This window comes from Streptomyces sp. NPDC051987 (genome assembly GCF_040680735.1).
Lineage (GTDB): Bacteria > Actinomycetota > Actinomycetes > Streptomycetales > Streptomycetaceae > Streptomyces.
Map to the genome: position 1 here is coordinate 1 of NZ_JBFAXI010000030.1, position 23,752 is coordinate 23,752.

Here is a 23,752-nt window from a genome sequence, read left to right on the forward strand (position 1 = left end):
TACGGCTACCAGGTCACCAACGTCGAGGCCTCCATGTCCTCGCCGTCGTCCCTGCTGCACTGGACCCGGCGCATGATCGAGATCCGCAAGCAGAACCCCGCCTTCGGACTCGGCTCGTTCACCGAACTCCAGTCCTCCAACCCGGCGGTGCTGGCGTTCCTGCGGGAGGCCCCCTCGTCAGCGGAAGGGGGGGACGACATCGTCCTGTGCGTGCACAACTTCTCCCGGTTCGCCCAGCCCACGGAACTCGATCTGCGGGCCTACGCCGGCCGGCACCCGGTCGAGCTGATCGGCGGGGTGCGCTTTCCCGCCATCGGTGAGCTGCCCTACCTGCTCACCCTCGCGGGACACGGCTTCTACTGGTTCCGGCTCTCCCGAGTCGACTCCCGCATCGGCCGTCGGCGCTGAGCGTGCGGGGCCGAGGAAAGGACGCGTCACCATGACGAAGACCGTTGACCCGCCCCGGAGCACGACGGCGGATCTGAACGGCCCGCTGGTCTCGCTGGGCGGGCTGTTGCGCGACTGGCTGCCCCGACAGCGCTGGTTCGCCGGCAAGGACCGGCCCGTCACGGAGCTGTCGGTGCTCTCCGTGACCGAACTCTTCCCCGGCTGCCTGCACCTGCTGGTCCACGCCGACCACTCCCCCGGCGGGGACGCCGCCCCGTCCGGCGACTGCTACCAGCTGCTGCTCAGCGTCCGCGAACACCGCGTGCCCCGGCTGGAGCGGGCCTTTCTGGGCCGGGCCGAGGAGGGCCCGCTGGCCGGGCTCGCGGTCTACGACGCCCTGCACGACCCGCGCGCCGCCGAACTGCTCCTGGAGCGGCTGCGCATCCCCGGCACGGCGGGCCCGCTGCGCTTCGAGACGGCTCCGCGGGCCCGGATACCCGGCGGACTCGCGCCGCGGCTGCTGGACGCCGAGCAGTCCAACTCCTCCCTGGTGTACGGCGACTCCTACATCCTCAAGGTGTTCCGGCGGATCCAGCCCGGTGTCAACCCGGACCTGGAGGTGCCCGGCGCACTGGCCGCGCAGGGCTGCGCGCGGGTACCGGCGCCGGTGGCCTGGTTCCGGACCACCGAGCCGAGCCCGGCGACGCTCGGGGTGCTGCAGCCCTTCCTGCCGGGCGCGGCCGACGGCTGGACCCTCGCCCTGCGCGCCCTGGCCGCCGGGGACGACTTCACCACCGAGGCGCACGAACTGGGGCGGGCCACCGCGGAGGTGCACCTCGCGCTCGCCTCCGCCTTCCCGTCCGCCGTCCACGACGAGCACAGCCGTACGGCCGAGGCGATGTCGGCGCGGCTGGACGCCGCCGCGCACGCGGTGCCGGCGCTGCGGCCCTTCGTACCCGGACTGCGCGGCGCCTTCGAGGCGCTGGCCGGCTGTGCCGCCGGGCCGCTCGCCCAGCGCATCCACGGCGATCTCCATCTCGGGCAGGTGCTGCGGGCGGACCAGGAATGGTTCGTCATCGACTTCGAGGGCGAGCCGTCCCGGCCGCTCGCCGAGCGGCGCAGCACGCAGTCTCCGGTGCGGGACGTCGCCGGGATGCTGCGCTCCTTCGACTACGCCGCACGGCAGCGCCGTCCCTGGCGCCCGGAGTGGGCTCGCCGCTGCCGGGAGGCCTACTGCGCGGGTTACGCTGCCCGGGCCGGCTGGGACCCGCGCAGGAAGCACGCGCTGCTGCGCGCCCACGAGACGGACCGCGCGGTGTACGAGGTGGTGTACGAGGCCAGGCACCGGCCGGCCTGGCTTCCGGTTCCGATGGCCGCGATCGAGCGGCTCGCCCGCTGGAGAGGCTGACGTCATGGCACTGCGCGACTCCTCGCTCCCGGAGCCCTCCGGTCCCTCGCGTCCCACGGCCCCGCCGCTGGCCGCCGACGACCGCGGGCGCCTGCTCGCGGGCGCCCACCACGATCCGCACGCCCTGCTCGGCGCCCGCCCGGTGGACGGCGGCACCCTCTTCCGGGCGCTGCGCCCGCACGCGCGCGCCGTGAGCGTGCTCGTCGACGGGGTGCGCAGCCCCCTGGCGCCGGAGGGCGACGGGCTCTTCGCGGCCGTGCTGCCGTACGCCGAGGTTCCGTCGTACACCCTCCTCGTCCAGTACGAGGACGAGGAGGGCGGGGAGCACGAGGTCCACGACCCCTACCGTTTCCTGCCCGCGCTCGGTGAGTTCGACCTGCACCTGATCCGGGAGGGGCGGCACGAGCAGCTGTGGAAGGCGCTCGGCGCGGAGCCGATGACCCATGACGGCGTGACGGGCACCCGGTTCACGGTGTGGGCGCCCAACGCCCAGGGCGTGAGAGTGGCCGGGGACTTCACCTGCTGGGACGGCACGCAGTACCCGATGCGCTCGCTGGGTGCCGCCGGGGTGTGGGAGGTGTTCCTGCCGGGGGTCGGCGAGGGCGCCCGGTACAAGTTCGAGATCACCTCCCGGTACGGCGGCCGGTTCCTCAAGGCGGACCCGATGGCCCGGCGGACCGAGGTGCCGCCCGCGACCGCGTCGATCGTGACGGTGTCCCGGCACGAGTGGAGCGACGGTGAGTGGATGGCGCACCGGGGCGACGTCCCCGTGCACGAGGCGCCGTTCTCGGTGTACGAGGTACACCTGCCGTCCTGGCGCCCCGGCCTGACCTACCGTCAGCTGGCCGAGGCGCTGCCCGCCTACGTCAAGGACCTGGGCTTCACGCACGTCGAGTTCATGCCGGTCGCCGAGCATCCCTTCGGCGGCTCCTGGGGCTACCAGGTCACCGGCTTCTACGCGCCGACGGCCCGGCTCGGCACCCCCGACGACTTCAGGTACCTGGTCGACGCCCTGCACCGGGCCGGCATCGGCGTGATCATGGACTGGGTGCCGGCCCACTTCCCCAAGGACGACTGGGCGCTGGCCCGCTTCGACGGGGACCCGCTGTACGAACCCGGGGACGAGCGGCGGGCCGAGCATCCGGACTGGGGGACCTACGAGTTCGACCTGGGCCGGGTGGAGGTGCGCAACTTCCTGGTCGCCAACGCCGTGTACTGGTGCGAGGAGTTCCACATCGACGGGCTGCGGGTGGACGCGGTCGCCTCGATGCTCTACCTCGACTACTCGCGGGATTCCGGGCAGTGGACGCCGAACGTGTTCGGCGGGCGCGAGGACCTGGACGCGGTCGCGTTCCTCCAGGAGATGAACGCGACCGTGTACCGGCGGGCGCCGGGCGTGGTGACCATCGCCGAGGAGTCCACCGCCTGGGACGGCGTGACCCGGCCGACCGACAGCGGCGGGCTGGGCTTCGGGCTGAAGTGGAACATGGGCTGGATGCACGACTCGCTGGAGTACATCCGACACGAGCCCGTGCACCGCAAGTACCACCACCACGAGATGACCTTCTCGATGGTCTACGCGTACAGCGAGAACTACGTCCTGCCCATCTCCCACGACGAAGTGGTCCACGGCAAGCGGTCGTTGGTGTCGAAGATGCCCGGCGACTGGTGGCAGCAGCGGGCGAACCACCGCGCGTATCTGGCCTTCATGTGGGCCCATCCGGGCAAGCAACTGCTCTTCATGGGGCAGGAGTTCGCCCAGGGCGGCGAGTGGTCCCACGCCGACGGCCCGGACTGGTGGCTGCTCGACCCGCGGTACGGGGCGGAGGCCGATCACCGGGGTGTCCGGGATCTGGTCCGCGATCTCAACTCCGTCTACCGCGCGCACCCGGCGCTGTGGCAGCGCGACACCGATCCGGCGGGTTTCCAGTGGGTCGTGGGGGACGCGGCCGAGGACAACGTCTTCGCCTTCCTCAGGTTCGATGCCGAGGCCCGGCCGTTGCTGGCGGTAGCCAACCTCTCCCCCGTGGTGCGTCCCGGCTACCGGCTGGGCGTGCCCCGGAAGGCGCCCGTCTGGCGGGAGGTGCTCAACACCGACAGTGCCCGGTACGGCGGCGGGGACGTCGTCAGCCGGGGACCGCTCCTCGCCGACGACGGGGCTCTGCGGCTCACGCTGCCCCCGCTCGGCACGGTGTGGCTGGAGCCTGTCGCCCCGTAGCCCGTCGAGGGCCCCGGCACGTGTTTGTGCGGCCGGGTCCGGGCAGTCCGGGATGAAAGACCTCGCCGCGCCCGGTCGCGGCCCGGCCGGAGGGCGGTTCCCCGTGCTGCGTACCGTCGGAGTGGAGGAAGAACTCCTGCTGGTCCACCCGGACAGCGGGGAGCCCATGCCCTGGTCGGCGGCCGTCCTGGACCGCGCCGCCCAGGAGGATCCCGGACAGGCCGTGTTCCAGATGGAGCTGTTCGGGCAGATGCTGGAGCTCGCGACCAGTCCGCAGCGGGACATGGCCGAGCTCGGCGCGGAGGTCGCCCGGTGCCGCAAGGAGGCGGGCCGGCTGGCCGGCGAGATCGGGTGCGCGGTGGCGGCGATGGCCACGTGTCCGCTCCCGGTCGACCCGGCGCTCACCCGCCACGAGCGCTACCGCTGGATGGCCGGGCGGTACGGCGCGGCCATGGCGGACTGGTTCGTCTGCGGCTGCCATGTGCACGTGTCGGTGGAGTCCGACGAGGAAGGGGTCGCCGTCCTCGACCGGATCCGGCCCTGGCTGCCGGTGCTGCGCGCGCTCAGCGTCAACTCGCCGTACTGGCAGGGCCGGGACTCCGGTTACGCCAGCTTCCGCAGCCGGCTGTGGGCGCGCGGCCCGTCGGCGGGACCGACCGAGCTGTTCGGTTCGGCCGAGCGGTACCGGCGGCGGGTCGCGGACATGGTGGCCAGCGGCGTCATCCTCGACACGGGGATGGTGTACTTCGACGCCCGGCTGTCCACGCGGTACCCGACGGTGGAGATCCGGGTGGCCGACGTGTGCCTGCGGGCGGACACCACCGTCCTCGTCGCCACGCTCATCCGCGCCCTGGTGGAGACGGCGGCGCGCGAGTGGCGGGCCGGGCGGCCGCCGCTCGACCCCAGCGTGAGCGTGCTCCGGCTGGCCTCCTGGCTGGCCGCCCGCGACGGCCTGGACGGCGACCTCCTCGACCCGGTGACCATGCGGCCACGGCCCGCCGTCGACGTGATGCGCGCGCTGGTGGCACACGCCGCGGACGCGCTCGCCGACAGCGGGGACACCGTCGGTGTCGAGGAGGCCCTCGCACAGCTGCTGTACCGGGGCACCGGCGCCCGCGAGCAGCGGTCGTTCCTGGAGCGCACGGGGAGTCTGCGGGACGTCGTCGTGGAGTGCGTGCGCCGTACCCAGGGATGAGCTCTGTCATCGGGCGGACACGAGTTGACCGTATCCGACACGGGCCGTGCTCCCCTGGGCTAGATTCGACCCGCTCGACAACCGTACCGATCGGGAGGGTAACCCTCCGTACATCCAGGAGCAGCGCATGCGCGACTACGCCCTCGCTCCGACGACCGCTTCGACCCTGACCGGCGGGCTCGCCGACAGCATCTTCGAGACGGCGGACCGGAACCCCACCCTGCCGGTGCTGGCGCGCCGGCCCGAGGCCGCCGCGGGCTGGCAGGAGGTCACCGCGGTCGAACTGCGGGACGAGGTGGTCGACCTGGCCAAGGGGCTGATCGCGTCGGGGATCTCACCCGGGCAGCGGGTGGCCGTGATGGCGCGGACGCGCTACGAGTGGACGGTGTTCGGCCTCGCGCTGTGGTCGGTGGGGGCCGAGGTCGTCCCGATCCACCCGACGTCCTCGCGGGACCAGGTCGAGTGGATCCTGCGGGACGCGCGCTGTGTGGCGGTGGTGGTCGAGGACGAGCAGGCGGTGATGACCGTCGGCACCGTGTGCGAGGGACTGCCCGGGCTCAAGCACGTGTGGCAGCTGGACGCGGGGGCGCTGCCCGAGCTGGTGCAGAAGGGCACGTACGTCCCGCTGACCACGGTGGAGTCGCTGCGCCGGATCGTGATGCCGGACTCCACGGCGGCCATCACGTACACCTCGGGCACCTCGGGCCGCCCGCTGGGCTGCGCGCTGAGCCACGCCGGGCTGGCCTACCCGTGCGACACACTGCTGGCCGGCTGGGGGCACACCGCGGCACGCCCGGGGGAACAGGGCTCCGTCCTGGCTTTCCTGCCGTTCTCGCACGTGTACGGCCTGATGATCATGGTGATCTGTCTGCGCGGCGGGATCCTGATGGGTCACGAGCCCGAGATGACCGAGGCCGCGCTGGCCGAGGCGCTGCGCACCTTCCGTCCGACCTATCTGTACGCGGTGCCGTCGGTGCTGGAGAAGGTGTACAAGACGTTCCTGCGCACCTCGCAGCAGCACGGCCGGGGCGCCCTGTTCGAGCGGGCCGCGGAGACCGCGCGGGACTTCGCCGCGGCCCTGGAGCGGCAGCGGCTGGGCACCGGCTCGGGCCCCGGCTTCGACCTGCGGCTGCAGCACGCCGTGTACGAGCGGACGGTGTACCGCAAGCTGCGCGCGGCGCTCGGCGGCCGGGTGCTGCGGGCCACGTCCGGCGGCTCCTCGCTCAGCCGTGAGCTGACCCTGTTCTACGAGGGCATCGGCATGTACGTGCACGACGGCTACGGCCTCACCGAGTCCAGCGGCGGGATCACCATGCAGCCGCTGGGGCGCGAGAAGTCGGGCACGGTCGGCCAGGCTCTGCCGGGCACCCAGATCCAGGTGGCCGACGACGGCGAGATACTGGTGCGCGGGCCGTCGGTGTTCCAGGGGTACGTGGGTGACGACTACGCGACCCGGGCCGCGCTGCGCGGCGGCTGGCTGGCCACCGGGGACATCGGGCGGCTGGACTCCGAGGGCTATCTGACCATCACGGGCCGCAAGAAGGACATCATCATCACCAGCAGCGGCAAGAGCGTGGCCCCGGCCCCGCTGGAGCAGCGGCTGCGGATGCATCCGCTGGTGCACCAGGCGGTGGTCGTCGGCGACGACCGGCCCTGCGTGGGCGCGCTGATCACCCTGGACCCGGACTTCCTCGCGCACTGGCGGGGGGCGCTGGCGGTGCCGGGCGACTCGCCCGGCCGCGAGGCACGCGAGGAGAACGCGCTGCGCGAGGAGATCGCCCGCGCCATCGCCTCCGCCAACAGCCTGGTCTCCCGTTCCGAGTCGATCCGGGTCTACCGGGTGCTCCAGGAACCCTTCGCCCCGGGCAACGGCATGCTGACCCCGTCGATGAAGCTGCGCCGGGACGCCATAGCGCGCCATTACGCGGCCGAGATCGACGCCATGTACCAGGCCCGCTCGCAGGCCGTGCGCCGGCCGCGTCAGCCGGAGCCGGCCGACTGGGACGACTCGGACGACGTCTTCCGGTGAGCGGAACACGCGTACCCTGCGCCAGGGTGGGAACTCGCGACGGAGAAGAGACCGGCGCGACAGCGGCCCCTGCGCGGGGCTGAGAGAGACGAGATGGGGACCGGACCACGGCGGGACGACAGAGGATCCGCGGAGGAGACCGACGGCTGTACGGTCTCCTTCCCGGGTCGGCTTCGTGATGTGACCGGTGCGCGGCTCGCCGCCGACGGCTACCTGGCGGGCCTCGCGCGCACCTCGCCGCCCACCGGGCCCGACTGCTGGAACGACATCCTGCTGGTCGTGACGGAGCTGGCCGCCAACGTCGTCCAGTACGCGCCGGGCCCCTTCGAACTGCGGATGCGCCGGACGTACGACGGCGTCCACGTCACCATGCACGACTCCAGCCAGGTCCGGCCCGAGCCGCGGCCCTTCCACCCGCAGGGCAGCGGAGGCGGCATCGGCTGGCATCTGCTGCACACCCTGTGCGACCAGGTCAGCGTGGTCGTCACCGACGACGGCAAGGACGTCCACGCCTTCCTGCCCTGGTGAGTTCCCGCCCTGGTGAGTTGCCCGGGTGAGGGCTGCCCGCCGTCATTCGGGGCGGTGGGCGACCACCCCGAACATCGTCACCGACATGTGCACCGCTCCCCGCTCCGCGGCCTCGGCGAGATCGGCGTACAAGGTGTCCCGCTGTTCCTCCGTGACGGCGCCCGTGCGCACGGCGGCCTCGCCGAGCATGCGGATCAGCGGCCAGGCGACCGAGCGGTGGTCCTGGAGCAGAGCCTGCGAGCCGCGGTCGTCCACCACGAACCCGGCGGCGCTCAGCTGGCCGACCAGGCGGCGCCCGGAGCAGGGGTTGGCGCCGCCCAGGGCGGCCCCGGTCAGCGCGCGCACCACCGCCGGGTCGCCGGGGTGCAGGAGGGTGGTCCCCCAGTCGGTGTCCAGCACCGCCACCCGGCCGCCGGGACGCAGCACCCTGGCCATCTCGGCGATCGCCCGGTCGGGTTCGTGGAGGTGCTGGAGGACCCGCTCGCACCACACGACGTCCATGGAGCCGTCCGGGACCGGCAGCGCCTCCGCGTCTCCCTGGAGGAAGCGGGCCCGGCTGCCGGCGGACCGCTCCTCGGCGACCGCGCGCAGACTCGGGTTGACCTCGATGCCGATGGCGACGCCGTCCGGCCCTGCCGCGGCGGCCAGCGCCCGGGTCTGCGAGCCGGTTCCGGAGCCCACGTCGAGGAGCCGGTCGCCGGGCCGCACGGCCAGCGCCCCCTCGGCCCAGGCGCGCAGTCGCCGTACCCCGGTGTTGGCGTCCTGGACGTCCAGGGCGGCCACCAGCGAGGGCACGCGGTCCGGGTCGATGTGCCGCTTCTGGAAGCCCGTGCCGGGCTGGGTCTGCGCCATGGCGGGCACTCTACTGGCGTACGTGATCGCCGGGGGACGGCCTTTCCTCGATCGCGAGTCCGGCGCATATCTGTGCGGGAGCCGGTTTCTCCCGGCGATCGAGGGGCATGCTGGAGCCCACGCGTTCGGCTGCCCGCTCCGCCCGGCTGGCGGAACGGCGTCGGGCACGGTGGGATCGATGTGGTGCGAAGCAAGCGTTCCGGGGCACGCGAACGGCGTCGAGCCGAACGGCCTGGAGCAGCGGAAAGGGATACACCGTGACACGACCCAGGATCCTGGTGGTGGGCGCAGGCTTCGCCGGAGTGGGGTGCGTGCGCCGCCTGGAGCGGAAACTCTCCCCCGACGAAGCCGACGTCACCCTGGTGTCGCCGACTTCCTACCAGCTCTATCTGCCCCTGCTTCCGCAGGTCGCCTCGGGCGTGCTGACGCCCCAGTCGATCGCCGTCTCGCTGCGCCGCAGCAAGAGGTACCGCACCCGGATCATCCCCGGCGGCGCGATCGGGGTGGACCTGAAGTCCAAGGTGTGCGTCGTGCGCACCATCACCGACCAGCTCGTCAACGAGCGCTACGACTACATCGTGCTGGCCCCGGGCAGTGTCACCCGCACCTTCGACATCCCCGGCCTGACCGAGCACGCGTTCGGGATGAAGACCCTCGCCGAGGCCGCCTACATCCGCGACCACGTCATCTCCCAGCTCGACCTGGCCGACGCCAGCGACGACCCGGCCGAGCGGGCGGCGCGGCTGCAGTTCGTGGTGGTCGGCGGCGGCTACGCGGGCACCGAGACCGCGGCCTGTCTGCAGAAGCTCACCCACGCGGCGCTGCACCGCTACCCGAACCTGGACCCCAAGCTGATCAAGTGGCACCTGATCGACATCGCCCCCAAGCTGATGCCGGAGCTCGGCGACAAACTCGGCCGCAGCGCGCAGGAGGTGCTGCGCCGCCGCGGTATCGACGTCTCGCTGGGCGTGTCGATCGAGAAGGCGGGTCCCGAGGAGGTCACCTTCACCGACGGCCGTGTGGTGCCCACGCACACGCTGATCTGGACGGCCGGGGTGGCCGCCAGTCCGCTGATCGCCACCATGGGCGCGGAGACGGTCCGCGGACGCCTGGCGGTCACCGCCGAGATGACCCTGCCGGGCCATGACGGGGTGTTCGCGCTCGGCGACGCGGCGGCCGTGCCGGACAAGGCGAAGGACGAGGCGGGCGCGGTCTGCCCGCCGACCGCGCAGCACGCCATGCGGCAGGGCAAGGTGGTCGCCGACAACGTCATCGCGGCCCTGCGGGGCCGGCCGCTCCAGCCGTACGTGCACAAGGACCTGGGGCTCGTGGTGGACCTCGGCGGCAAGGACGCGGTGTCCAAGCCGCTCGGCATCGAACTGCGCGGTCTGGCCGCTCAGGCGGTGGCCCGCGGCTACCACTGGTCGGCGCTGCGCACCAACGTGGCCAAGACCCGGGTCGCGACCAACTGGCTGCTGAACGCACTGGCCGGTGACGACTTCGTCCGGACCGGCTTCCAGTCCCGCAAGCCCGCCCGGCTCAAGGACTTCGAGTACACGGACACCTATCTGACGCCGGAGCAGGTGCGGGCGCACGCCGAGGGCCCCGAGGCCCCCGGTGCCGCCACGGCGTGACGCCGAGCGCGGGTCGGTGAGCGCGGCGGGACGGCCGGGCTGGGCGGATGTCCGGGGCCGGGTGGCGGCTGCCGACCCCGGGCTGCTCCGTTTCACCGCCGGTCTGCGCACGGTCACCTCGATCGCGCTCACGCTCGCCGTGCTGGCGGCGCTGCGGTTCGACGTGTCGCACCTGGTGGCGGGGGCCATCACGGCGATGGTCGCCACCTTCTCGATCCGGGAGAAGGGCCGGCCGCAGCAGGCCGTCACGCTCACCCTGGGCCTGCCGGTGGCGCTGGCCTCGATGTCGCTGGGCGCGCTGCTCAACGCGCGGGTGGTGACCGGCGACCTCTTCTTCGTGGCGCTCATCTTCTGCGCGGTCTACGGCCGCCGTTTCGGCGACCGGGGGACGGCGTTGGGGCTGATCGGCTTCCAGATCTACTTCGCCTCGTTGTTCGTGCACGCGACGGTGCCGGCGCTGCCGGAGCTGTACGTCACGATCACGGTGGCGTTCGGCTGCGCGGCTCTGGCGCGGTTCGTCCTGGTCCGGCAGACGGCCGCGGGCATCCTGGAGCGGCTGCGGCGTGCCTTCCGGGCCCGGTTCGCCCAACTGGTCGCCGCGCAGGCGGAGTTGCTCGACGCCGGTCCGGACGGGCTGGACCGGGCTGTGGAGGAGGTCCGGGTCAGGACCGCCCGGCTGCACGAGACGGCGCTGCTGATCCAGGGGCGGCTCGCGGACGGCACCTCCGACGAGGCGGTGGCCAGGCTGGTGCAGCGCCGGATCGCGGACGCCGAGATCGCTGCCGAGCGGCTCGGGCTGCTGCTGCTCACCGCCCGCAGCGCCGAGCGGGCGGACACGCTCACCCTGCACCTGCCGGGCGCCCCGCTGCCGTCGGCCGCGCCGGAGCCGGTGCGGGACGAGGCGACGGCGCGGCTGCGGCTCGATCTGGAGGCGCTGCGGCTGCTGGTGCTGCGGCCGGGCGGACCCGAGCGGGGGACGGCGCAGGCCCGGCTGCGCAACCGGCTCCTCGGTTACCGCGAGGGGGAGGACCTGCCGCCCGCCCCGACCGCCGTCCAGGACGTGTTCCGGGGCGTCGGCGAGGCCGCGCGGGCGGTGCTGGGGCTGCGGATCGCGCTGGACGGGCCGCAGGACGAGTCCGCCGACACCCCGGCCACCTCCCGGTCCCGGGAGGAACTGGACGCCGAGGACGCGGCCATCGAGAGCGCCGAGGAGGGCGAGCGGGAGGCCGAGGAGGCGACCGGGCTGCGCCGGCCGACCACGCGGGCGGCGGTGCAGGTGGCGGTCGGCTCCTCGCTGGCCATGGCGGGCGGCGAGTTCCTGTCCGCGCAGCGCTGGTACTGGGCGGTGCTGACGTGCTGGATCGTGTTCATCAACACCGCGTCCACCGGCGAGATCCTGGTCAAGGGCTACCGGCGGCTGCTGGGCACGGTTCTCGGCGTGGTGGCCGGCATCGTGCTCGCGGGACTGGTCGGGCACCACACCTGGACCGCGTTCGCGCTGGTGCTGGTGTTCATCTTCGCGATGTTCTACTCGGCGCCGCTGTCCTACACCCTCATGTCGTTCTTCGTGACGGCGATGCTGGGTCTGCTGTACACGCTGCTCAACACCTACAGTCTGGACGTCCTGGTGCTGCGGGTGGCGGAGACGGCGCTCGGAGCGGTGTGCGGGGTGATCGCGGCCGCGGTGGTGCTGCCGGTGCACACGGACCGCCGTACCGACGAACTGCTGGCCGTGACGCTGGACCGGCTGGCCGACGTCACCCGCGCCGCCGCCGAGCAGTTGAGCGGTGCGCCGCCGGTCGACCTGGTGGAGAAGGCCCGTGACCTGGACCAGGCCCTGGCCGATCTGTCGGCGGCCGTGCAGCCGCTGACGCATCCGATCACTCCGCTGCGCTCCCGACGGGACACCGCGCGCTACGTGGTGGCCCTCCTGGAGACGTGCGCCTATCACGCGCGGTCCCTCGCGGCGACGGCGGAGCTGCTGCCCACCCACCCGTCGATCGCGGCGGATCCCCGGCTGCGCGGGGCGGCACGGCGGATCGTGCACAACATCGAGGCGGTCGCCGCCCAGGTGGCCGGCCGGCGGCCGGTCCCCGAGATCGAGACCGGCCCCAGCATCGCGGCGATGCTGGAGCCGGGCACGCTGGGCGCCCCGCGCTACGGCCGGGTGACCGACCGGGTGCTGCGCCATCTGCAGCGCCTCGACGAGGCGGTGGTGGGCCTGGCCCGGCCGTTGGGGGTGCCGCTGCGGCCGCGCGCGGCGGCCTGACCGGCGGTGCGGGACGTCAGACGGACCGGCCCAGGGCCTCGGCCCTGACCCGGGCGCAGCTGCGGCTGATGAGCCGGGACACGTGCATCTGCGAGATGCCGAGCTTGTCGGCGATCCGGCTCTGCGTCATGTCCTCGAAGAACCGCATGTAGAGGATGGCCCGTTCCCGCTCGGGCAACCGCCGCAGGCCCTCCTTGGCCGCCTCCCGGTCGACGACGACGTCGTAGGAGCCGTCGGACTCGCCCAGGGTGTCGGCGAGGCTGTAACCGTCCTCGCCCATGGAGAGTTCGGCGTCCAGGGAGAGGGTGCTGAAGCTCTCCAGCGCCTCCAGGCCGGCGGCGACCTCGTCCTCGGTCAGACCGGTGTGGGCGGCGATGGCCGCGGGGGTGGGTTCGGGGGATCCGGGATGCTCGGTGAGTTCCCGGCGGGCCACCCGCACCCGGTTGCGCAGTTCCTGCACCCGGCGCGGTACCCGCAGGGCCCACATGCGGTCGCGGAAGTGGCGCTTGACCTCACCGGTGATGGTGGGCACCGCGTAACTCTCGAAGGCGCCGCGGGACGGGTCGTAGCGGTCGACAGCCTTGACCAGGCCCAGCGCGGCGACCTGGCGCAGGTCTTCCACGGACTCGCCGCGGTCGCGGAAGCGGCCGGCGATCCGGTGGGCCATGGGCAGCCAGGCTGCGACCAGTTCGTCCCGCAGGGCGTCCCGCTCGGGGCCGTCGTCGAGCTCGGCGAGGCGGGCGAAGAGGGCCGCCGTGTCGGGAGCGTCGTCGTGGGCCCGCCGGGGCGTGGGGCGGGTGGTGGGGCCGGGCGTGGGGGTGGGGCCGGTCGACAAATCGGTGGGCATGCGGAATCGCTCCTGAACTGTGGGTATCAGGGCGTCACCGGAACGTGGTCCCGGGACTTCGCCCGAACTGCGGTGTCAGGTTCGCCGCGGGAGCACCACCCGGACCGGTCGGCCCGGGGGCTGTCGTACGACTGCTCCCGCTGGCGCGCGCCTCCGGTCCGAAGCACGACACTCCGCCTGCCCCATCGATCCGGGCGCAAACACCCTCCGGTTCGAAGTTCCGCCCACCGGTTCAGTTCAGCGGTACGACGGCGGTGATCCGCTTGCCTCCGCAGGGCAGTCCGGCGACCTCCACCTCGCGGGCCAGGCGGCAGACGATGGGCCATCCCCGGCCGCCGGCCCGCCATCGCTGCCGTTCGTCCACGGCCCGTTCGGCCACGGGCAGCTCGTCGCTGTGGTCACTGACCGACACCCGTACCGCGCAGCCCTCGACGTCGACGTCGAAGCCGGTGATCCCGCCGCCGTGCAGGATCGCGTTGCTGGTCAGTTCCGAGGTGACGAGCAGGGCGTCGTCGAGGGCGTCGGCGGTGTACGGAAGGGCACGCCGGGCGACGGCGCCGCGGACCGCTCTGCGGGCGTCGGCCGGCCGCATCGGCGGCCGACGGGACTGGGGTGGTACGACTGGTGACTCGGTCCGGTACTTTTCCTGCATCCTTTCGCTCCCTGGGTGGTGGACCGGTTGGTCGGCTGAGTCCCGCCTGTACGGGGCTCTCCCTTGTCGGCTCACCGGTCGGGGCGCCGCCAAACCAGTTCCGGGGCCGCGAGGGCTCCCCAAAGTGAAACAGGTCACGTAGCCTGTTCCCAGATGCGCGAAACGGCTCCGGATGGTTTACCGTTCACCCATAAGTGGTCGAGGGGTTGACATCAGGTCCTCCCGCACCACCTTTGACGGCCCTGGCTGGCCTCCCCCGTCCAGCCAGGGCTTTTTCCTGCCCGGACGCCCTCGTGACGGCGTTTCTCATCTCCTTCGAGGTGCCCGGTGGGGCGGCAACGGCTGAAATGGGCGTAGGGAAAGACCCCGTACCCTCGCCGGCGAGGAGTCCCGAGCCATGACCAAAGCCATCAAACTGCTGACCGCCCTGCCGCAGGCTCAGCGCGAGCGCCTCATGGAACTGGCTCACGAGGTGTCCTTCCCCGAGGACACCAGGATCTTCGAGGCCGGCGGCACCGCGGACCGCTTCTGGGTGATCCGCTCCGGAGCGGTCAACCTGGACCAGGAGGTGACGCCCCGCAGGCGCGTCACCGTCGCGAGCCTGGGCGCCGGCGATCTGCTCGGCTGGTCCTGGCTCTTCCCGCCGTACACCTGGGACTTCGGGGCGGTGGCCTTCAGCCAGGTCCGGGCGTACGAGTACGACGCCGCGGCGGTCCTCGCGCTGTGCGTGGAGGACCCGCTGCTCGGCCTGTCGCTGGTGCGCACCGTCGCCGAGATCCTCGCCAGCCGCCTGGAGGTCACCCGCGGCAAGCTCCTCGACGCCTACGTCGGGCGGCGGCCCGCGTGACCGGTCAGACGCGGTAGCGGCGCAGGGCCGGAACAGCGGCGGCCAGGACCAGCATCACGGCCACCACCAGCAGTCCGCCGCCCGCGACGGCCGCGCGCGGTCCGAGGACCGAGCCGGCGGTGCCGTGCAGCACGTCCGCCAGGCGCGGGCCGCCCGCGACCACCACGGTGAAGACCCCCTGCATCCGGCCCCGCATCTCGTCGGTCGCGGCGGAGAGCAGGATCGCGCCGCGGAAGACCATCGAGACCATGTCGGCCACCCCCGCCAGGGCCAGGAAGGACACGGCGATCCAGAGGTTGCGGCTCAGCCCGAACCCCGCGACGGCCGCGCCCCAGCCGACCACCGCGCCGATCACCATCAGACCGTGCCGGCGCGCCCGCGAGAAGGTGCCGGAGAAGAGCCCGCCGAGGACCGCGCCGATGGGGATCGCGGCGAACAGCAGGCCGAGCGCGAGCCCCTCGCCGTAGGGGGCGTAGGTCTGGGCGGCCAGTTGCGGGAACAGGGCGCGGGGCATGCCGAAGACCATCGCGATGATGTCGGCGAGGAACGACAACAGCAGCACCTTGTGCATGGAGATGTACCGGAAGCCCTCCACGATCTCGCGCACCCCGGCGCGCCGCGCCGTTGCGCCGGCCAACGGCGGCAGCGCCGGCAGCCGGTGGACCGCCCACACCGTCACGCACAGCGCCAGCGCGTCGATCAGGTACAGCTCGGGCAGCCCGATGACGGGGATCAGGGCGCCGGCGAGCAGCGGACCGACCACCTGTCCGGTCTGCATGACCGTCGACCCGAGCGCGTTGGCGGCGGGCAGCTGCTCCTCGGGGACCAGCCGGGCGATGGAGGCGGTCCGGGCGGGCGCGTTCAGTCCCCAGAAGGCCTGCTGCAGCGCGAGCAGCACCATCAGCGCGGCCACCGACTTCAGCCCGGTGGCCGCCTGGACGAAGAACAGCAGGGAGGTCGCACCGATACCGGTGTTGGTGATCAGCAGCAGCCTGCGGCGGTCCATGGTGTCCGCCACCGCCCCGCCCCACAGCGCGAACACGATCAGCGGCAGCAGCCCGGCGAGACTCGCCGCGCCGACCCAGGCGGAGGACCCGGTGATGTCGAAGATCTGCTTGGGCACGGCGACGGCGGTCAGCTGGCTGCCGACCGAGGTGACGATGGTCGACGTCCACAGCCGGCGGTAGGCCGGGATGCGCAGCGGGCGGGTGTCCATCGCCCAGCGGCGCCAGCCGCTCCGGGGCGGGGCCGCCGTGCTCTCGTCGGGGGTCTGTATGTCGGACTGGGTGCCGCTCTCGCTGGTGTCCACGGAGTTCCTGGTGTCCTGGTCTTCTCGATGCCCGCTACATCTTTCAGTTGCAGGTTCACTATCGCAGCAACATCCGTCGCCGCCGAACCGGTTGTCCCAGGATGCGGCCGCTCCGGGGGTGCGCGCGGCTCAGGATCCCGCCACGAGCAGCAGGCCGAGCCCGGTCATGGTCAGCGCCACCAGCCCGTCCAGCACCCGCCACGCGGCCGGCCCGGCGAGGTACCGGCCGAGCAGCCGGGCGCCGAAGCCGAGCGCGGCGAACCAGCAGAGGCTGGCCAGGGCGGCGCCGAGGCCGAAGGTCCAGCGCAGGTCGCCGCGGTCGGCGGCGAGGGAGCCGAGCAGGAACACGGTGTCCAGGTAGACGTGCGGGTTGAGCCAGGTCATGGCCAGGCAGGTGAGCACCGCACGGCGCCGGGAGCCCGCCGCCTCGCCCTCGGTGCGCAGGCCGCCGGTGCCTGGCCGCAGGACCCGGCGGGCGGCCAGCACGCCGTAGCAGAGCAGGAAGGCGCCGCCGATCAGACCGACCGCGCGGACGGCGCCCGGCCAGGCCACCACGAGGGCGCCCACCCCGCCGACGCCGAGCGAGATGAGGGCGGCGTCGGAGAGCGCGCAGATGCCGACGACCACGAGGACCGCATCCCGGCGGATGCCCTGGCGCAGCACGAAGGCGTTCTGGGCGCCGATGGCGACGATGAGCGAGAGGCCGCTGCCGAAGCCCGCGGCAGCGGCGGCGAGAGAGCTGGACATGACCTCGACGCTACGGAAGCGATCACCGCAGGTACAGCTAAGGTTTTTTACGTACCCTTAGCAGAGCTGAAGGCAGGCCTGAGGGAAGGCTGAGGGCAGGGCTGAGGGCAGGGCTGAAGACAGACAGGAGGATGTCCGTGGAGCTGCCGCTCGACCAGGTGCGGACGCTGCTGGCGGTGGTGGACGAGGGCACCTTCGACGCGGCGGCCGCGGCCCTGCGGGTGACGCCGTCGGCGGTCAGCCAGCGGGTGAAGGCGCTGGAGCAGCGCACGGGCCGGGTGCTGCTGCGACGGACCAAACCGGTGCGGCCGACGGAGTCGGGCGAGGTGCTGGTCCGGTTCGCCCGGCAGCTGGCGCGGCTGGAGCGGGACGCGCGCGGTGAGCTGGGCATGAGCGGCGCCGGCGCCGGTGAGCCCACCCGGGTCCCGGTCGCGGTGAACGCGGACTCGCTGGCGACGTGGTTCCTGGGAGCGCTGTCCGGTCTGCCGGGCGTCTACGTCGAACTGCGCCGGGAGGACGAGGACCACACGGCTGCCCTGTTGCGGGAGGGGCTGGTGATGGCGGCGGTGACGTCGTCGTCGCAGGCGGTGCCGGGGTGTTCGGTGCGGGCGCTGGGGCGGATGCGGTATCTGCCGGTGGCGGCGCCGGAGTTCGCGGCGGACCGTCTGGCGGGAGCGCTGCCGGATGCGCTCGCCGCGGCGCCGGTGATCGTGTTCGACCGGGTCGACGACTTCCAGGACGGGTTCGTCCGGCGGCTGGGCGGTGCGGCCGCGAGTGCGCTGCGGCACTACGTGCCGACGTCCGAGGGGTTCGTGGACGCGGTCACGGCGGGGCTGGGGTGGGGGATGGTGCCGGAGGCCCAGGCGCGACCGCGGCTGCGGGAGGGGCGGTTGGTGCGGATCGGCGGGCCGGAGTGGTGGGTCGACGTGCCGTTGTACTGGCAGCAGTGGAAGTTGGACTCGCCGGCTCTGGTGGCGGTGGCGGAGGCGGTCATACGTACGGCGGGGGGTGCGTTGCGCCAGCCGTAGGGGGCGTCCGGTTCAAGGCGCTTGCAAGGACCGTTCCGCGCTGTCCAGGAGCATCTCCAGCGCCGTGGGATAGGCACTCGTCACCATGCGTCTCGCCAGCAGGCGGGACGCCTCCGCGATGCGGGGGTGGGTGGTGTGCGGGAGGCGGGCGTAGGTGGAGTGCCACTTGTCCTCGTCGGCTCGCCGGGAGTCCTTCGGGAGGGTGAGGGACGCCGCGTCCAGGGCCGCGAAGGCCAGGGTCTGGTCGATGAAGGCGTGGTAGATGCGGACGGTGTCGGCCAGGGTGAAGCCCGCCGTGCGCAGGACGTCCAGGACCGCTTCGTCGGCGGCCAGTTCATGGGCTCGTCCGGTCACCCGGTTCGTCGTCAGCAGGGCCGCCTGCGGGTGGGACACGTACTGCGCGTGGACGCGCAGGCCGATCGTGCGCAGGTCGGTGCGCCACTCCCCCATCGGCGTCCAGCCGGCCAGCGCCTGGCCGATGAGCGCGTCGCCGATCGCCAGGGTCAGGTCGTCCATGCCCCGGAAGTAGCGGTACAGGGTGCTGGGGTCGCAGTCGAGGGCGAGGCCCAGGCGGCGGGCGGTCAGGCCGGTGCTGCCGTGCTCGCGCAGCAGGCGCAGCGCCGTCTCGACGATCAGCCGCTCGGAGAGCACCGTGCCGCCGCGGGTGGGGCGGCGCCTGCGGCGCTTCTCCTCCGGCACGACCGGTTTGGCCATCGCTCACACTCCCCTGCGTCCTTATGCCAACGCCATTGACCTTACGTGACGGCTCGGCGTTTCATTCCGGCCAGGGCGCCCCCCGTAGTCGACCTCGCTCTCTGTCCGAGAAGGAGATTCCCGCATGCGTGTACTGCTCGTGGGTGCCGGTGGTGTGGGCACGGCGATCACCCGGATCGCGGCCCGGCGGCCGTTCTACGACCTGATGGTGGTCGCCGACCACGACCCGGCCCGTGCCGAGGCGGCGGTGGCGGCCGTCGGCGACGACCGGTTCCGCGCCGAGCGCGTCGACGCCGGCGACGAGGCGGCCGTCGCCGCGCTGCTGGCCCGGCACGGCTGCGACGTCCTGGTCAACGCCACCGACCCGCGTTTCGTGATGCCCCTGTTCCGGGCCGCCGGTACGGCGGGCGCCGACTACCTCGACATGGCCATGTCGCTGTCGCGGCCGCATCCCGAGCGGCCCTACGAGGAGTGCGGGGTCAAGCTGGGCGACGAGCAGTTCGCGCTGGCCGCGGAGTGGGAGCGGGCGGGGACGCTGGCACTGGTCGGGATGGGGGTGGAGCCCGGCCTGTCGGACGTGTTCGCGCGGTACGCGGCCGACGAACTCTTCGACGAGATCGAGGAGATCGGCGTCCGCGACGGCGCGAACCTGACCGTGGACGGCTACGACTTCGCACCCTCCTTCAGCATCTGGACCACCATCGAGGAGTGCCTCAACCCGCCCGTCGTGTACGAGCGGGGGCGCGGCTGGTTCACCACCGCGCCGTTCAGCGAGCCCGAGGTGTTCGACTTTCCCGCGGGCATCGGGCCGGTGGAGTGCGTGAACGTCGAGCACGAGGAGGTGCTGCTCGTGCCGCGCTGGGTGGACGCGCGGCGGGTCACCTTCAAGTACGGGCTGGGCCGGGAGTTCATCGAGACGCTGAAGACGCTGCACCTGCTGGGCCTGGACCGCACCGACCCGGTGGCCGTGCCCGGCGCCGACGGGCCGGTCTCGGTCTCGCCCCGGGACGTGGTCGCCGCGTCGCTGCCCGACCCGGCGACGCTGGGCGGCCGCATGCGCGGCAAGACGTGTGCGGGCACCTGGGTGCGCGGGACCAGGGACGGCAGGCCGCGTGAGGTGTATCTTCACCACGTTGTCGACAACGAGTGGTCCATGGCGGAGTACGGTTGTCAGGCCGTGGTGTGGCAGACGGCCCTCAACCCGGTCGTCGCCCTCGAACTCCTGGCCACCGGCGCGTGGTCGGGCTCGGGGGTCCTCGGCCCGGAGGCGTTCCCGGCGCGCCCGTTCCTCGACCTGCTGACCGAGTACGGCTCCCCGTGGGGACTGCGCGAACAGTGACCGCCGCGATTCCCACGGGACTTGGCCGTTTCAGCCGCGCCCGGACCGGTGACCCGGTCCGGGCAACGTACACACCCACGGCAGAATCGACCTGGATCGCAGGTGACTTCGATGGACGACTGGCGAGACCACGCCGAGTGCCGCTACGAGGATCCGGACCTCTTCTTCCCGATCGGCACCACCGGCCCGTCACTGCATCAGACACGGCAGGCGAAAGCCGTCTGCGAGCGCTGTCCGGTGCGGGAGCCCTGCCTGCGCTGGGCGATGGAGACGGGCCAGGCCGTCGGTGTCTGGGGCGGTACGACCGAGGCGGAACGCCGGCTGCTGATCCGGCGCCGGCAACGGGCGGAACGCAGGCTCAGCTGACGTCGGCCGGGGCGGCCGCGGCCGGCAGCCGCAGGGTGAACTCGGCGCCCTTGCCGGGTTCGCTGCGCGCCTCGGCGCTGCCGTCGTGGGCGGCGAGCAGGTGCCGCACGATCGGCAGGCCGAGGCCGCTGCCTCCGGTGCGGCGGCTGCGCGACTTCTCGGCGCGCCAGAACCGCTCGAAGACATGCGGGAGATCGGCGGCGGCGATGCCCTGGCCGGTGTCGGTGACGGTGAGGACGACGTCGTCGCCGTCCCGGCGGGCGGCCAGGGTCACCGTGCCGTCGGCGGGGGTGTGCCGGATCGCGTTGGAGACCAGGTTGCCGAGGGCCTGGCGCATCCGCACCGGGTCGGCGTGGAGCCAGGCGCCGCCGTCGGCGTCGGTCAGGAGGGCGACCCCGGCCGTGTCGGCGGCGACCCCGTAGGCGGCGGCGACCTGGTCGACCAGGTCGGCGGCGCGTACCGGTTCGCGGTGCACGCGCAGGGTGCCGGCGTCGGCGGCGGCCAGGTCCTGGAGGTCGTCGATGATCCGCTGCAGGACCAGCGACTCCTCGTGCAGGGAGGCCAGCAGGGCCGGGTCGGGGTCGACGAGACCGTCCCGGGTGACCTCCAGCCAGCCGCGGATGTTGGTGAGGGGGCTGCGCAGTTCGTGGGCGATGTCGCTGACCATCGCCTTGCGCTGCTCCTCCAGGCGTTCCCGGCGCTCGGTGAGGTCGTTGAACGCCTCGGCCAGCAGCCCGGTCTCGTCCCGCGTGCGCACCGGTGCCCGGACGTGCAGTTCGGGGGGCTGCCGCACGGCGGCGGTGAGCGCGCGCAGCGGTCGTACCAGCCGCATGGCGACGACGACGGTCACGGCGACGGTGACGGCGAGGACCAGGCCGGCCGCGCCGACGATCCGGGCCTTGTTGGCCGCGGACATGTCGAAGCGGGGCGTGGTCTGGTCGCCGATACCGAGGAAGAGTTCGGCGGCCGGGGCGACGTACGGTTCCAGCTGGGCGCGCCGGGCGCTGGTGACGCAGTTCTTCGCGAACTGGTCCGTCTTCTGCTCGTCCCCCCGCTTGGTGACCAGGAACCCGCCGGAGACGGGGTTGCGTCCGGTCGTGTCGTAGGTGAGGTCGAGCGGGCCGGCGAGGTCCAGGTTCCTGGCCCGCAGGCAGGGGCGGGCGAGGTCCGTGAGCGCGGCGAGCGCCCTGGTCTCGGTGGCGGTCGGATGGTCGAGCGCGTCGCGTGTCTCGGCCGTCGGCCGGCCATAGGCGTTGCCGCAGCCGACCTTGAGCTCCAGGGGCGTGTCCCGTGCGTCGTCGAGGTCGACGTGCGGCCGTCCGCTCGGGGTGTGGCGGACGGTGGTCTCGACGCCCACCTGGCCGAAACACGCCTTCTGTTTCAGCGCGATCGCGTCCAGCTCCTCGCGCTCCGCCGCGGTGAGCCGGAACGGGCCCACCGCGCGCGGGTCGATGCCGCTGAGCTGAGCGCCGGACTCGGTGTACGTGTCGGTGTGCAGGGGGTCCACGGCGGCGGCCGGCCGCGGGGGCAGCGGGGTGTCGTGCGGCGCCGAGTCGGCGATCAGCGTGCGGTCGGCGGTGGTCAGCGCGATCCTGCGCCCGGTCTTCGCCGCCAGTGCGCGGACGGTGGCCCGCACGCCGGTCCAGTCGGCGTGGTCCGCCGCGTACCCGCTGAGCTCGGCGAGGATCCTGTTGTCGGCGGCCAGGTCCTGCCCCTGCTCCTCCTCCAGCGCGTTGGTGGTGGTCGTCACGGCGAGCCAGGCGGTGGCGGCCACGGAGCAGACGGCGATCAGCACCGAGGTGAACAGCAGCCGGACCAGCAGGCGTTTGCGCCACGGTATCCGGGGCTTCACGGCCGGCCGCCGGTCAGCTTGTAGCCGACGCCGAACACGGTCACCAGCCGCACCGGGCGCCGGGGATCGGCCTCGATCTTCCGGCGCAGGTTCATCACATGGACGTCGACGGCGCGTTCGGTGGAGGACCGGTCGAAGCCCCGGGTGCACTGCAGCAACTGCCGCCGGGAGAACACCCGGTCCGGTTCCCCGGCCATGGCCAGCAGGATCTGGAACTCGGCCGGGGTCACCTCCACCGGCTCCCCGTCGCAGTGGACCGTGTGGCGCACGGGGTCGACGCTGATGCCGGCGGCGGCCACGGCGGGCTCCTGCTCCCGGGCGGCGGCGGCCCGCCCGCTGCGCCGCAGGATGGTCCGGATCCGGGCCATCAGCTCACGCGGGCTGTACGGCTTGGTCATGTAGTCGTCGGCGCCCAGTTCCAGGCCGAGCAGCAGGTCGTCCTCGTCGGACCGGGCCGTGAGCATCAGCACCGGGATCTCCGGGTCGCCGCCGCGCAGCACCCGGCAGACCCCGAATCCGTCGATCACCGGAAGCATCAGGTCCAGGACGACCAGGTCGGGCCCGAGCCGCCGGGCCGCGTCCAGCGCCGCCGACCCGTCATGGACCACGGTCGCGGTATGCCCCTCGGCGAGCAGTGACCTCCGGATCAGCTCGGCCTGCATCTCGTCGTCCTCGGCGACCAGCACATGTGCGCACACAGGTTCGGATCCTAAGCGGAGTTCCGGCCGTCTACCGGGCGAGCCAGTCGGCGTACCCCATCACGACGACCGGATGCCGGTCCGGGTCCAGGGCGCGCAGCAGTTCCTTCATGTGCGCCTTGGCGACGCTCACACAGGCGTGCGTCGGCCCGCCGTGGTCGACGTGCAGCCAGACACCGCCACCGCGGCTCTGGCCCATCGGCCGGGTCCAGTCGAGCGGTGAAGTACCCGGCTTCCGGTTGTAGTTGATGGCGATGACGTAGTCGAAGGAACCCTCCAGCGGCTCGCCCTCGAACCCGGTGCCGGGCGAGGTGAACCCGTAGGACTGGTGGTACGGCAGCCTGCTCCCGGGGTCGGCGAGCAGGCCTCCGGCGTCGGTCAGCCCGTACACCCCGACGGGCGAGCGCAGGTCCCCGGCCAGGTGGTGCTCGCTCCAGCCGTCCCTGCCGTTGTGCGCGGGCCAAGGGGCGCCGGGCTGCCAGACGTTGTCGTCACGTTCGTAGAGGACGACGGTGGAGAGCGGCGAGTCCTTACCGCGCCCGGAGGCGACGACCACCTGTTCCGCCCGCCCGGGTACGGCGGCCGTGGTCCTGGGCCCCAGGCCGGGTATGCCGCTCGGCCGCGGGCTGCCGCTGCCGGGGACGGGGGAGACCGTCGCCCGCTCCGGCCGGTCGTCGCCCGGCCGACTCGGCACGGCCTCGGCGCCTCCCCCGCAGCCGGAGAGCAGGAGGGGGGAGGCGGAGAGGAGGGCAACGGCAGTTCTGCGATGGATCATGCGACCGACCCTGACCGACGGATGTAAGAAACTCGTCAGCTTCAGACGCCCGTTGCCG

21 protein-coding genes are annotated in these 23,752 nt (G+C 72.9%); 12 read left to right on the forward strand and 9 right to left on the reverse strand.

All coding sequences use genetic code 11. The annotated features are described in order from the left end of the window. The 6 genes from AB0M11_RS18245 to AB0M11_RS18270 form a co-directional block, all read left to right on the forward strand. Positions 1–408 (forward strand): alpha-glucosidase C-terminal domain-containing protein (locus tag AB0M11_RS18245; protein ID WP_365706524.1); only part of this gene is annotated, 408 nt, incomplete at its 5' end. Positions 409–439: 31 nt separating this feature from the next. Next, a complete protein-coding gene (locus tag AB0M11_RS18250; protein ID WP_365706526.1) occupies positions 440–1,795 on the forward strand; it encodes a maltokinase in 1,356 nt (451 codons plus the stop codon). 4 nt (positions 1,796–1,799) lie between these two features. Continuing rightward, entirely contained in the window at positions 1,800–4,013 is a 2,214-nt protein-coding gene (glgB, locus tag AB0M11_RS18255) for a 1,4-alpha-glucan branching enzyme (RefSeq protein ID WP_365706528.1), read from the forward strand. Positions 4,014–4,119: 106 nt separating this feature from the next. Beyond that, on the forward strand, positions 4,120–5,208 hold the full coding sequence (locus AB0M11_RS18260) for a glutamate--cysteine ligase (protein WP_365706690.1): 1,089 nt from the start codon (positions 4,120–4,122) through the stop codon (positions 5,206–5,208). A gap of 127 nt (positions 5,209–5,335) precedes the next feature. Beyond that, positions 5,336–7,237 carry an AMP-dependent synthetase/ligase gene (locus tag AB0M11_RS18265; protein ID WP_365706530.1) on the forward strand — a complete coding sequence of 634 codons (1,902 nt, stop codon included), beginning with the start codon at positions 5,336–5,338 and terminating at the stop codon, positions 7,235–7,237. Between the two features lie 93 nt (positions 7,238–7,330). Continuing rightward, a complete protein-coding gene (locus AB0M11_RS18270; RefSeq protein ID WP_365706532.1) occupies positions 7,331–7,765 on the forward strand; it encodes an ATP-binding protein in 435 nt (144 codons plus the stop codon). Between the two features lie 42 nt (positions 7,766–7,807). Here the strand turns inward: AB0M11_RS18270 and AB0M11_RS18275 are convergent, their stop codons facing one another. Then, positions 7,808–8,617, reverse strand: a complete 810-nt coding sequence (locus AB0M11_RS18275) for a methyltransferase domain-containing protein (RefSeq protein ID WP_365706534.1) — start codon at positions 8,615–8,617, stop codon at positions 7,808–7,810. Positions 8,618–8,874: 257 nt separating this feature from the next. Here AB0M11_RS18275 and AB0M11_RS18280 point away from each other — a divergent pair, with 257 nt between their 5' ends. Together AB0M11_RS18280 and AB0M11_RS18285 are read left to right on the forward strand one after the other, a co-directional pair. Next, positions 8,875–10,251, forward strand: a complete 1,377-nt coding sequence (locus AB0M11_RS18280) for an NAD(P)/FAD-dependent oxidoreductase (protein WP_365706536.1) — start codon at positions 8,875–8,877, stop codon at positions 10,249–10,251. 16 nt (positions 10,252–10,267) lie between these two features. Further along, positions 10,268–12,520 carry an FUSC family protein gene (locus AB0M11_RS18285; protein WP_365706538.1) on the forward strand — a complete coding sequence of 751 codons (2,253 nt, stop codon included), beginning with the start codon at positions 10,268–10,270 and terminating at the stop codon, positions 12,518–12,520. Positions 12,521–12,536: 16 nt separating this feature from the next. On the opposite strand, the gene AB0M11_RS18290 is transcribed toward AB0M11_RS18285, so the two are convergent. Both AB0M11_RS18290 and AB0M11_RS18295 read right to left on the reverse strand, forming a co-directional pair. Next, positions 12,537–13,367, reverse strand: coding sequence for a SigB/SigF/SigG family RNA polymerase sigma factor (locus AB0M11_RS18290; RefSeq protein WP_365706540.1), 831 nt, complete (start codon positions 13,365–13,367; stop codon positions 12,537–12,539). A 232-nt stretch (positions 13,368–13,599) separates the two neighbouring features. After that, on the reverse strand, positions 13,600–14,019 hold the full coding sequence (locus AB0M11_RS18295; protein WP_365706542.1) for an ATP-binding protein: 420 nt from the start codon (positions 14,017–14,019) through the stop codon (positions 13,600–13,602). Positions 14,020–14,416: 397 nt separating this feature from the next. Between AB0M11_RS18295 and AB0M11_RS18300 the strand changes: the two genes are divergently transcribed. Further along, entirely contained in the window at positions 14,417–14,866 is a 450-nt protein-coding gene (locus tag AB0M11_RS18300; RefSeq protein ID WP_365706544.1) for a cyclic nucleotide-binding domain-containing protein, read from the forward strand. Positions 14,867–14,870: 4 nt separating this feature from the next. On the opposite strand, the gene AB0M11_RS18305 is transcribed toward AB0M11_RS18300, so the two are convergent. After that, positions 14,871–16,175, reverse strand: a complete 1,305-nt coding sequence (locus tag AB0M11_RS18305; RefSeq protein WP_365706546.1) for an MFS transporter — start codon at positions 16,173–16,175, stop codon at positions 14,871–14,873. 129 nt (positions 16,176–16,304) lie between these two features. Continuing rightward, positions 16,305–16,922: a LysE family transporter gene (locus AB0M11_RS18310; RefSeq protein WP_365706548.1), complete on the reverse strand. Its 618-nt coding sequence runs from the start codon at positions 16,920–16,922 to the stop codon at positions 16,305–16,307. A gap of 131 nt (positions 16,923–17,053) precedes the next feature. On the opposite strand from AB0M11_RS18310, the gene AB0M11_RS18315 reads away from it, so the two are divergent. Beyond that, complete coding sequence (locus tag AB0M11_RS18315; protein WP_365706550.1) at positions 17,054–17,950, forward strand: LysR family transcriptional regulator ArgP; 897 nt, start codon at positions 17,054–17,056, stop codon at positions 17,948–17,950. A gap of 12 nt (positions 17,951–17,962) precedes the next feature. Here the strand turns inward: AB0M11_RS18315 and AB0M11_RS18320 are convergent, their stop codons facing one another. After that, positions 17,963–18,664, reverse strand: a complete 702-nt coding sequence (locus tag AB0M11_RS18320; RefSeq protein WP_365706552.1) for a helix-turn-helix domain-containing protein — start codon at positions 18,662–18,664, stop codon at positions 17,963–17,965. 124 nt (positions 18,665–18,788) lie between these two features. Between AB0M11_RS18320 and AB0M11_RS18325 the strand changes: the two genes are divergently transcribed. Both AB0M11_RS18325 and AB0M11_RS18330 read left to right on the forward strand, forming a co-directional pair. Continuing rightward, positions 18,789–20,003, forward strand: a complete 1,215-nt coding sequence (locus AB0M11_RS18325) for a saccharopine dehydrogenase C-terminal domain-containing protein (protein ID WP_365706554.1) — start codon at positions 18,789–18,791, stop codon at positions 20,001–20,003. Between the two features lie 111 nt (positions 20,004–20,114). Continuing rightward, complete coding sequence (locus AB0M11_RS18330) at positions 20,115–20,369, forward strand: WhiB family transcriptional regulator (protein ID WP_365706556.1); 255 nt, start codon at positions 20,115–20,117, stop codon at positions 20,367–20,369. Here the strand turns inward: AB0M11_RS18330 and AB0M11_RS18335 are convergent. From AB0M11_RS18335 to AB0M11_RS18345, 3 genes are read right to left on the reverse strand one after another with little or no spacing between them, the layout of a single operon-like run. Then, positions 20,362–22,221, reverse strand: coding sequence for a HAMP domain-containing sensor histidine kinase (locus AB0M11_RS18335; RefSeq protein WP_365706558.1), 1,860 nt, complete (start codon positions 22,219–22,221; stop codon positions 20,362–20,364). The two genes, AB0M11_RS18330 and AB0M11_RS18335, sit on opposite strands and share 8 nt — an antisense overlap. Next, positions 22,218–22,919, reverse strand: a complete 702-nt coding sequence (locus AB0M11_RS18340) for a response regulator transcription factor (protein WP_365706560.1) — start codon at positions 22,917–22,919, stop codon at positions 22,218–22,220. The genes AB0M11_RS18335 and AB0M11_RS18340 overlap by 4 nt, the downstream gene beginning before the upstream one ends. 31 nt (positions 22,920–22,950) lie before the next feature. Continuing rightward, a complete protein-coding gene (locus tag AB0M11_RS18345; protein ID WP_365706562.1) occupies positions 22,951–23,694 on the reverse strand; it encodes a hypothetical protein in 744 nt (247 codons plus the stop codon). Between the last annotated feature and the right edge of the window lie 58 nt (positions 23,695–23,752).